Here is an 8,857-nt window from a genome sequence, read left to right as displayed (position 1 = left end):
AAAGTACGAAGACTTCAGCGAATCCCTATAGTCCGATCACCGTCGATGGTTTCGCAGCGGCGAGTCCGATTCTGAATATGGGGTAGGGGGGCGACAGAATAAGGCTTAAGCCGTATCTCTAAGCCGTCGATATATGGACTCGTGCGATGGGTGTGTTGAGCAAGCCTCCACACAGGACGGTACGAACCAGTGGGACGCCGTGCGGAAGCTTGCACAGTTCGAGGCGATGGCGGGGGACGGATCGGGACCGGATTTAAGCGAAACTATCTGCTTCTTTTTCGGCCTCGCTTTGTCGGATTTCGAACTCTACACGACGCTGCTGGATCATCAGCGGTCTACCTCACGCGAGCTCGCGGAGACGCTCGGCAACGATCGCAGCCTCATCAACAAACGGCTCTTGACACTACGGGAGGCCGACCTGGTAAATCGTGAGACGCACCCACTCAGTGATGGTGGCTACGAATACCGGTATCGCGCACAACCGCTCCCCGAAACGGTCGAGGAACTAAACGACGAAATCGAGGCGTGGTCCGAGGAGGCGGTGACTCGTTTCCAGCAGATCACGCCATCGACACCAGCCGACGGTTCTCCATGAGCGTTTTTCGGAGACTCCGGTCGGCAGTTGCCGATGTTCTCTCGTCGGTACGGGAACGCGCTCGCAGCGAGGACCGCGAGTACCAGGACATCGACGCCGACGAAGATTCGGAAAGTCTGCTCAGCGGTCGATCGGTGTCGATCAAGCGTGGTCGAGTGCTCCACGACCGCGACGACGACCAGGACAAGCAGCTACTCGCGACCGCCGTTCGCGAGCAGCGGGCGGATCAATTCGAGGTGCCCGGCAGCAGCCAGACAGTCGCCGACTATAACCCGGAGTATCCCGTTACAGATCGCGTGATCGAGGTCCGGTTTTTCGAGACGCTCGACGCTCACCTCGGAGAGTGGACCACCGAGAACGTCCTACGGCGCGAAGCAGACGGAACGCTCGACGCCGGAGATCCCTACTACTATCCCGAGAGCCGTGTCGAGGGCGCTCCCCAGCAGTCCCAGGACGCCGCGAGCGATTAAAGCGCGAACGACGGATAGATGATTTTCCCAAACGGATCGGAGCCGCCGACCGGCGCGAAGGCCGCCGCTCTTACCAAACATCCGAACGCGACAGGCCGTTAGATGTTTGGTAAGAACAGGCGACGGCGCTCGACGCTCGCGGTCGGCGAAACGGAGCAATCAGCCCAGTTCCGAAAACGGCAGCGAGTGGCGTCAACCCTGCTGCTTAGAGTGCGTCGATGCCTCCCTCACCGCCGCCGAAGTCCGCGCGCTCACTCCGACGCGGGTGGCCGAGCGCCCCGCACTCGGGACACTTGCGCCCGGCCTCGCTCTCGTTCCACTTGTTCGAGCACTCATTACACCGGGTTTCCGGGTTGCCACCGTCAGTTTCCGAGCAGTCCTGCGTGGTCGAAGCGTCAGTAGTGCGTTCCATAGGTGTTCTCCGGGGCGCTTTCCCCGTATTACCAATATACGGTCGGGTAAACTTAAACCCTCCGGTATCGACTAACAGGGAGGGGACAAAACCGCCGTTCCAGCCCTTAGTTCACCAACTCAGCGGGGGAGAGATGTAGGTGATCGCTGTCAGGTAACTCCTCCCAAAACTCAAACTCCTCGCCGGTCGTCGGGTCAGTGATCGGGTAGCCCCGCCATGCCGTCATGCCGCCGTCTACCTCATCAACGACAGTGCGTTCGTCCTCGAAACCGACGCGAAGGAGTTTGTCGTCGTCGTTATCGTAGTGAAGCACCACCGCGCCGCCGGGATCAACGACGCCCTCGGGGGCCTCCTGATAGAGGCGAGTCTCACCGTTTTCATCGACCAGCGACCACACCGACTCGTCGGGGTCGAGCAGGTCGGTGTCGATCTGGAAGCGGTCAACAGCGTCCGTGCCGTCAATATCTCGTCCCATAGGTGTTCACCGGGGATTGCTCCCTATATCACCAATATACGGTCGAATACGGATAAAGGTTCCGTTCTTCCCTTGCTCAAACAAGACCTATACCGGCGCTACCGCGAGAAATTAGCAATATGAGCGAATCGACCGACCGGTTCGTGAACCGAAGACGATGGGATCTAGAGAATCCCTTGAACCAGCGCCCACACCGACGCGAGCGCGGTGATTGTCGTTAGTACCATTTTGACGGCTTTCAACACCGTCATGCTGGTTTTCAGCCGTTCTTTCAGTGACGGGTTTTCTTCATTCTCAGGGCCGTAGCCGTGGCGGTCCTCCGGTGCTGAGTTACCGTATGTAAGTGCCATAGGTGTTCACCTCTACATTACCAATATACGGTCGTATCCACTTATGACTGTCGCCTCTGGATTTGATTATCGGAGTAGTACGGCCTCAATCGCAGCGGGGACAGCCGTTCATTTTCAGGTCCGAGCTCAGTGATTCCATCCCGCAGCCCTCACACCGGTAGAACGTCTCTCCGGTGGGTTCGCCGTTGATTATCTCATCGTGGGGGCCGGAAATCTCGGTCGTCGGGGTCGAGTCCTCGATTTGAGCGGGATCGAGGTAGTTCTCGACAGTCGCGACGTTGATCGCCCACTCGTCGCCGTCGAGAGTGGCTACCACGTCGTTTTTGAAGTCCTGATAGTGGTCGAACGCCACCGTGTCGGCGTAGTGATCGGCGAGCAGTGCGAGCGCCAACTGTGCGGGACCGCTGCCGCCGTAGCCCCATTCGAGGCCGGTCGGCGAGTGGTTTGCGAGGTCGGTGCGGGGATCGAGTTGACGCCCGTCCGGGCCGACCACGCGGTTGCGCTCGGTCGAGCGTCGGTATCCGGTGTAGGTGGCGTCTCGATCGTCAGTTGTGGGTTGTGCGTCGTCGTGGGACCGCTTTTCCGTCGTTGCCATAGGTGTTCACCGGGGCGCTCCCCCGTACTACCAATATACGGTCGGATAAACTTAAACACTTTGATCGAGTCCGGTGCTAATCACGAGATAGTAGCCGTAAGAGCAGCAGAAACGCCCGATCAACCCACTGATTTAGTCGGTGTTTCGTCCTTTGATATCGCGCTCGGCAGTTACGAATCCGTCGGCGTTCGGACCTTCGACAATCGACATTCCGAACGTATCGGTGAGGAATCGGCAGGCGATCTCGCCGCCGCCCATGTTCACCACCACGTACTCGTACCCCTCAGCGGCGAACCGATCGAGCAGCGCGCTCATCACGGCAGTTCCCATTCCCGTCCGCTGTTCGGCCTTGATGACCCGAAAATGGGTGATATTGACGCCGTTCTCGCCCAGCGGCTCGTAATCGTATTCGATTTTCGAGCGCGCCATCAGTACCCGTGATAGTGGGCCGAGTTCCGGTCAGACGCCACCGCCGAGCGCCAGTCATCCTCGGAGCGGTGGGCTTCGTAGTCGATCAGCCGGTAGATCGCCGTCCCAGCCCATTCACACTCGGGACAGAACGCCGAGGCGGTCGCGCCGTTGCCTGTGTAGGTATAATCCCGAAGTTCGACGCACGAGTGCCCGCAGACCGGGCAACCGTCGCCGATTTGAGTGTATTGCGGCCCCACGTCGCCGGTCACGCTATCAGCGTGAATCCCGTGGTTCTCGCTCAGGATTCTCCCGACCTGTCGTCCGAGGTCTTGTAGGATGGTTTCGCGCTCTTGCTCGCCGTCCGGCAGAGCAGCGCCGGAGACGCGGATCACTAGCTCGTCGGCCTGTTCCTCGCTGTCGTGGGTGGCGGCTTCTTCGTGTTCCATAGGTGTTCTCCGGGGGCGCTTCCCGTATTACCAATATACGGTCGGATAAACTTAAACCCCACGATCCACGGGCGAGAAGTAGCCGCCGCTCAGTTGTTCATTCGTCGGCAGAGAACCGGACAGCCACGCCCGGATCATCCAGTTTTCCACCGTCGCGGGCGACATGCGGATCGAGAGAGCGGGCATCGAGAGTCGTGTCGTGATCGGCGAGTGCCGCGTCGAACGTCGCCGAGTCGTCACGGTCGGGGAGCACCGCCCACCCGATCACGCGAGCGTCCTCGTTGAGTTTCACGCCCGAAGATTCGACACACTCGGCGGCGTTGAGTGCGTTCCGCAGGCTCACCATCCGTTTCACGCGGTCGGCGAACTGTTCCGCTGGCATGGCCGGGGGCTTCCCCGGCGGGCGATCGGTCGGTTCCATAGGTGTTCACCGGGAGCGGGATCGCCCCGATATATCTACATTGTAGATACAGACACTTGAACCCGTCGATTCGCCGGAGGGCGGTCGAATAACCCAATCCTTAAGTGAATGACTCTACAATGTAGATATACGAGGGAACCCCCCTCGGGGAACACCTATGGCAATCGCACAATCCGCAACCCTCGACGCCGGAGCCGACGAGAACAGCCCCGACATGGACGACCTCGACGCCGCGAAGCGCCGAGGCGTTCGTGCCCGCCGCGAGAGCATGATCGTGGTGCCTCAAACTGACGACGAGGGCGTGTGCATCGGCATCTACGACGTGCATAGCGAATCGGGCGAGCACTACATGGTCGTGCTCGATCAGCCCGAGTGTTGCGACTGTCCCGATACGGAGTATAACGGCGCGGAGAACTGCAAGCACCGCCGCCGGGTGGCCCTCGAAATCACCGAGGAAGGGTGCCCGGCCCCCGGTCAGGAGATCGGCGACTACGCCGATACGCTCGACAGTCACCGCGAGGCGCTGCGCGAAGACCTCGAAACGGTCGCGGGGATGCTCGACCCGCTCGCCGACTAAGCGCCGCACAGTTGGCAACACCAGTCGCACCGTCGATCGCGAGCTCACCGCTGCTTTTCGCGCCGACTAGATCGGGAGAGCGAGCCGCCAATCGGAGCAACCCCCGGAGGGCAAGGCAAACGCTTTTCAACGTGTCCCCGTCTACAACCGAGTGCAGAGGCCCCACCTCTGAACTCCATCCATAGGTGTTCACCGGGGGGCCTTTTGCATTCACTATCCTCCTAAGCGACAGCTATCGGCCCACAGCAGCGCGACGATCCACCGAATCAGTCAACCACCGTTCGCCGCGATCCCTAACCCTCGCATACCCGACACTCTTACCAAACATCTAATCATGACCGCCGTCCGATTGTTTGGTAAGAACCGCCGACCCCCGCGATCGGAGCCGCTAAAACCCGAGAAAACAGGCACAGCAGACGCTTTCTGGCGGTGTCGCATCGAACCCGCGGCAAAGCCTTTATCCGTATCCGACCGTATATTGGTTATACGGGGAGCGATCCCCGGTGAACACCTATGGGACGAAAGCAACGACACGACCTCAGTCCGCTTCGACCGATCAGTATCGTCTCGGTAACATACGGCGCGAGTCTCGCGTGGGCCGTCGGAACGCTGGCATACTGTGTCCTTTTCGCGCTGTTCGTCGCCGCGAACGGCGGAGACGTCCCGCAGTGGACATTCCGAGGCATGGCAATCGCGTGTCTCAGTGCCCTCACAAGCGCAATCCTGTTCGATCTCTACAAGCACGAGGGTGAGAGTCGCCAGACCGACGGCAACGAATAGACCGACCACCGACAACCGGCGTCGGTGAAGCACTTTCCTCGCAGTCTAATTATCGCATCTCAGGGTCTATACCGACAGATATAGCCAGACGTGAGCGAACCAAAGCAAAGCCTTTATCCGCATCCGACCGTATATTGGTAGTGCGGGGGAGCGCCCCGGTGAACACCTATGGAACGGAACCAGTCGAACGCGGACGACAGCGAGGAACAGCACGGAGTTACAGGGGTTTCGGGATACGCGGCCTGCGTGGAGGCCCGTTGATGACGGCGTTTTGCGTCGGTTGCGGCAAGGATATGTGGGAATACAGCGATGAGGAACAGGAGGAAGGTTGGTGTATCTCCTGCGCGCCGGAACTGTACGAGTTCGGTTCAAAATTCGGCCCTTCGGTTGACCCTGTATCCGGCGTTGAGGATACCCGGAAGGTAGAAGCGCGCGCCGATAAGTGACCGCGAGGAGTGTTGAATTTCGCCGAGCAGCAACGTCCCGAATGACAGAGGTAGGTTCAGCCGGGTCCTGATCGACCGCTTGCGGTTGCTATCGCGTGATTAGCACCGAGCTCGATCAAAGGTTTTATCAGTATCCGACCGTATATTGGTAGCATAGGGGGAGCGCCCCCGGTGAACACCTATGGCACGAACCCAAGCGGCGAACGGCGACGAATCGGGCGAGAACGAGCATTTCGACGCGATTGACAAGGAGGAGAAGCGTATCCACCGCGCGCTCGATAGTTTCATGCACGTCGAGGCGACGAGCGCGCCGGGCGAGCACCGCGTTCACAGCGGTTCGGGGAGTACGTACACGGTGAACCTGCTGGAAGGGTCGTGTACGTGCCCGGACGCCGAGCGGTCGGCCATGTGCAAGCACATGGTTCGAGTCGTCGCCGTCACCGGTGAGACGCCCCTCAGTGCTGGCGAGACCACCGTTCCCGTGACGCTCACCGCCGCCGCGTTCGACGAGGTGGCGAGCGCGGTGAAGGTGCTCGATGACGCCGAGGAGATCGTGAGCGCGTTCGACGACGCGGGCGACGAACGCACCGGTGCGCTCACCGAGCAGCAGTGTGCCGACGCTGCCGACGCGGTGAAAGCCGCGCTGGGTATGAGCGGCCCGATGGGGGCCGACGACCACGACGCCGCAGTGAACGCCCGCGAGACGCTCGAAACCGCCGCCGAGTAGGTCGGCCCCGATCGCGCGCGTCGAGGGCGAGGGACTCTTTTCGACCGGAACTCAGTTGGGTCAAACCCGGATACACGGGCCTATTGGAGCCTCTATCGGGTGGTTAACCCAATCCCAAGACGAAGGCTTTATCCGCACCCGACCGTATATTGGTAATGTAGAGGTGAACACCTATGGAAACCAATTCCAACCTCGTGACGATGAGCGAGGCCGTGCAAGCATGGTGCGACGACCGCGAGAACATGACCGACGCGGAATTGTCGGGGCTCACCCGCGAGGGCGTGATCCTGCGCGACCTCAATGCAGGCGTGTTCCTCCGGGTGATCGACGCGCCCGCCGAGAGCGGTCCCGAGAGCGAGCGATCGGTGACGTTCGAGGACGACAACGGCAAGCACGCCACGTACCAGCTAGATCACCTTCGGTCGTATCTGACGCGAGGGACGGTCGAGCCGGTCCCGCGCGAGGTGATCGAGAACGCCGAGCAGATCGTTCACGACGTCGCGCGCCACGAGCTCACTCAACTCGACACTCTTTCGCGGGACTCGGCGTACAACGTGACCGAGCACACTGAAACATACGCCGACGCCCGGAACGCGCTTTTGCTCGACGGGATCGACGGAATCGAGGAGGACGCCGACGCATGAGCCAGACCGAACGGACGGAAACGATGGTGCTCGTCGGGTGTGGAGCCGAAAAACAGAACTCGCCTACTCCCGCCCGCGACCTCTATACGTCGTCGTACTTTCAGAAAAAGCGCGAATACGCCGAGACAGTCGGGGACTCGTGGGCGATCCTGTCGGCGCTGTATGGCTCTCTCGCCCCTCAGTCGCGCACCCGGCCCTACGACGTAACGATCAGCGACTATCCGCTCGACGTCGATGAGCGGGATCGAGCGGAGTACGCGACCGTCGAGGAGTGGGCCGAGTCGATTCTTGAGGGCGTCGAGAACCGCGTTCACAACCTCGATCGGTGGGACGACCGCGATCCACTCGGTCGGATCGTGATTCTCGCGGGCCAGAAATACGTCGAACCGCTCCGCGAGGGACTCGACGCGCTCGCCGACGAGCACGGCTTTGAGGTAGTGTATCCGTTCGACGACACCAGCGGGATCGGCGATCAGATCGGGTGGCTCACCGAGGGGATCGAGGCCGCCGAGGACCGGGACACCGGGGTTTCCGCTGGTTCCGAAGTCGATACCGGCGACGTCGAAGCCGACCGAGGAGCCATACCCAACGAGGACGCAAACGCGACCGAGAACAGCGGCCCAGCGCAGGCCGACCTCGGCGGATTCGCTAATCGGGACTCGGGGGCTTGAATATGGTCGCTCAGGCTACTCTACCGGAGACCGAGAGGGTGATCGGGTCGTATAGTTGCGGCCACGGACGGACCCACCAAGTCCCGAGCGCCGACGTTCAGATTTACCGGGCAGGCGGGGCCGGATTCATGGCCGGGTGTGAGTGCGGCAGCGGCCCGATCGACCCCGAGACCGCGGGGGTGTTTCTCGGCGACCACATCGTGCTACTCGGCGGGCAAAGCTTCGATACCCGATTGTGGCTCGCACTCGACGAACGCGCCGAGTGGTTCCCCGGTCGGGACCCGGATCTTGAACCAGTCAGCGGCGGCGAGACTCCCCGAGAGCGCCGGGACGCCCGGCGGTCAGAATTACATAGCCAGATCGACGAGTAGCTGGTTCAGACCAACGTTTTAAGTTTATTCGACCGTATATTGGTGATACGGGGAAGCGCCCCGGAGAACACCTATGGCACGAAACCAGTCGAACGCGAACGACCGAGACGCACAGACCGAGGCGATTCTTGACGAGATAGACGCGCAGACGCCGGATGAGTCGATCCACCGGGCATACGCCGAGTCGCAACTCGGGCGGGTGCAGGTACTCGACGTCAACGACATAGCCGACGAGGAAGGGCTTGACCGCGAGGAACAGCCCGCAGAGGTCGCAGAAGCCGTGATCGACGCCCAGTCGGACTACTTCGGAACGCTCGCGGAAACCAACGAACTTCGGGACCAGTTGGAACAGTTCGGGATTGAACTCGACGAGGACGCACCCGAAACCGAATACGCTTGGTGGCAGTAGGCGCGTCACGCCCGTAGCCGCTTTTTTGCCGAGCTCAGACTCCGAGAGACGCCGGTA

The 8,857-nt window shown here is 61.0% G+C and carries 16 protein-coding genes; 9 read left to right on the top strand and 7 right to left on the bottom strand.

All coding sequences use genetic code 11. The annotated features are described in order from the left end of the window. Nucleotides 1-133 precede the first annotated feature (133 nt). Nucleotides 134-595, top strand: a complete 462-nt coding sequence (locus PHA81_RS13120; RefSeq protein ID WP_006078531.1) for a helix-turn-helix domain-containing protein — start codon at nt 134-136, stop codon at nt 593-595. Beyond that, nucleotides 592-1,065 carry a hypothetical protein gene (locus tag PHA81_RS13115; protein WP_006078532.1) on the top strand — a complete coding sequence of 158 codons (474 nt, stop codon included), beginning with the start codon at nt 592-594 and terminating at the stop codon, nt 1,063-1,065. The genes PHA81_RS13120 and PHA81_RS13115 overlap by 4 nt, the downstream gene beginning before the upstream one ends. A 205-nt stretch (nt 1,066-1,270) precedes the next feature. On the opposite strand, the gene PHA81_RS13110 is transcribed toward PHA81_RS13115, so the two are convergent. From PHA81_RS13110 to PHA81_RS13080, 7 genes are all read right to left on the bottom strand, one after another. After that, nucleotides 1,271-1,477: a hypothetical protein gene (locus tag PHA81_RS13110; RefSeq protein WP_273837039.1), complete on the bottom strand. Its 207-nt coding sequence runs from the start codon at nt 1,475-1,477 to the stop codon at nt 1,271-1,273. Nucleotides 1,478-1,583: 106 nt separating this feature from the next. Then, nucleotides 1,584-1,952, bottom strand: coding sequence for a hypothetical protein (locus PHA81_RS13105; RefSeq protein WP_273837038.1), 369 nt, complete (start codon nt 1,950-1,952; stop codon nt 1,584-1,586). Nucleotides 1,953-2,116: 164 nt separating this feature from the next. Then, nucleotides 2,117-2,302, bottom strand: a complete 186-nt coding sequence (locus tag PHA81_RS13100; RefSeq protein ID WP_273837037.1) for a hypothetical protein — start codon at nt 2,300-2,302, stop codon at nt 2,117-2,119. A gap of 85 nt (nt 2,303-2,387) precedes the next feature. Beyond that, on the bottom strand, nt 2,388-2,897 hold the full coding sequence (locus PHA81_RS13095) for a DUF6166 domain-containing protein (RefSeq protein ID WP_273837036.1): 510 nt from the start codon (nt 2,895-2,897) through the stop codon (nt 2,388-2,390). Nucleotides 2,898-3,029: 132 nt separating this feature from the next. Then, complete coding sequence (locus PHA81_RS13090) at nt 3,030-3,326, bottom strand: hypothetical protein (protein WP_273837035.1); 297 nt, start codon at nt 3,324-3,326, stop codon at nt 3,030-3,032. Then, nucleotides 3,326-3,754: a hypothetical protein gene (locus PHA81_RS13085; protein ID WP_273837034.1), complete on the bottom strand. Its 429-nt coding sequence runs from the start codon at nt 3,752-3,754 to the stop codon at nt 3,326-3,328. Before PHA81_RS13085 ends, PHA81_RS13090 begins: the two co-directional genes overlap by 1 nt. A gap of 97 nt (nt 3,755-3,851) precedes the next feature. After that, nucleotides 3,852-4,136: a hypothetical protein gene (locus PHA81_RS13080; RefSeq protein ID WP_273837032.1), complete on the bottom strand. Its 285-nt coding sequence runs from the start codon at nt 4,134-4,136 to the stop codon at nt 3,852-3,854. A gap of 196 nt (nt 4,137-4,332) precedes the next feature. Here PHA81_RS13080 and PHA81_RS13075 point away from each other — a divergent pair, with 196 nt between their 5' ends. From PHA81_RS13075 to PHA81_RS13045, 7 genes are all read left to right on the top strand, one after another. After that, nucleotides 4,333-4,752, top strand: coding sequence for a hypothetical protein (locus PHA81_RS13075; protein WP_006078540.1), 420 nt, complete (start codon nt 4,333-4,335; stop codon nt 4,750-4,752). Nucleotides 4,753-5,265: 513 nt separating this feature from the next. Continuing rightward, complete coding sequence (locus PHA81_RS13070; RefSeq protein ID WP_273837031.1) at nt 5,266-5,532, top strand: hypothetical protein; 267 nt, start codon at nt 5,266-5,268, stop codon at nt 5,530-5,532. 627 nt (nt 5,533-6,159) lie between these two features. Next, nucleotides 6,160-6,705, top strand: a complete 546-nt coding sequence (locus tag PHA81_RS13065) for an SWIM zinc finger family protein (protein WP_273837030.1) — start codon at nt 6,160-6,162, stop codon at nt 6,703-6,705. Nucleotides 6,706-6,905: 200 nt separating this feature from the next. Continuing rightward, nucleotides 6,906-7,349, top strand: coding sequence for a hypothetical protein (locus PHA81_RS13060; protein ID WP_273837029.1), 444 nt, complete (start codon nt 6,906-6,908; stop codon nt 7,347-7,349). Next, entirely contained in the window at nt 7,346-8,020 is a 675-nt protein-coding gene (locus PHA81_RS13055) for a DUF6884 domain-containing protein (protein WP_273837028.1), read from the top strand. The genes PHA81_RS13060 and PHA81_RS13055 overlap by 4 nt, the downstream gene beginning before the upstream one ends. Before the next feature lie 128 nt (nt 8,021-8,148). Continuing rightward, nucleotides 8,149-8,391 (top strand): hypothetical protein, encoded by a 243-nt coding sequence (locus PHA81_RS13050; RefSeq protein WP_006078545.1) that lies wholly within the window; start codon nt 8,149-8,151, stop codon nt 8,389-8,391. Nucleotides 8,392-8,464: 73 nt separating this feature from the next. Continuing rightward, a complete protein-coding gene (locus PHA81_RS13045; RefSeq protein ID WP_006078546.1) occupies nt 8,465-8,800 on the top strand; it encodes a hypothetical protein in 336 nt (111 codons plus the stop codon). Nucleotides 8,801-8,857 lie beyond the last annotated feature (57 nt).

Origin of the sequence: Halococcus sp. PRR34 (assembly GCF_028617175.1) — an archaeon.
GTDB lineage: Archaea > Halobacteriota > Halobacteria > Halobacteriales > Halococcaceae > Halococcus > Halococcus salifodinae.
Note: the sequence above shows the minus strand (reverse complement) of the source record. Positions and strands in the feature narration are given on the sequence as shown.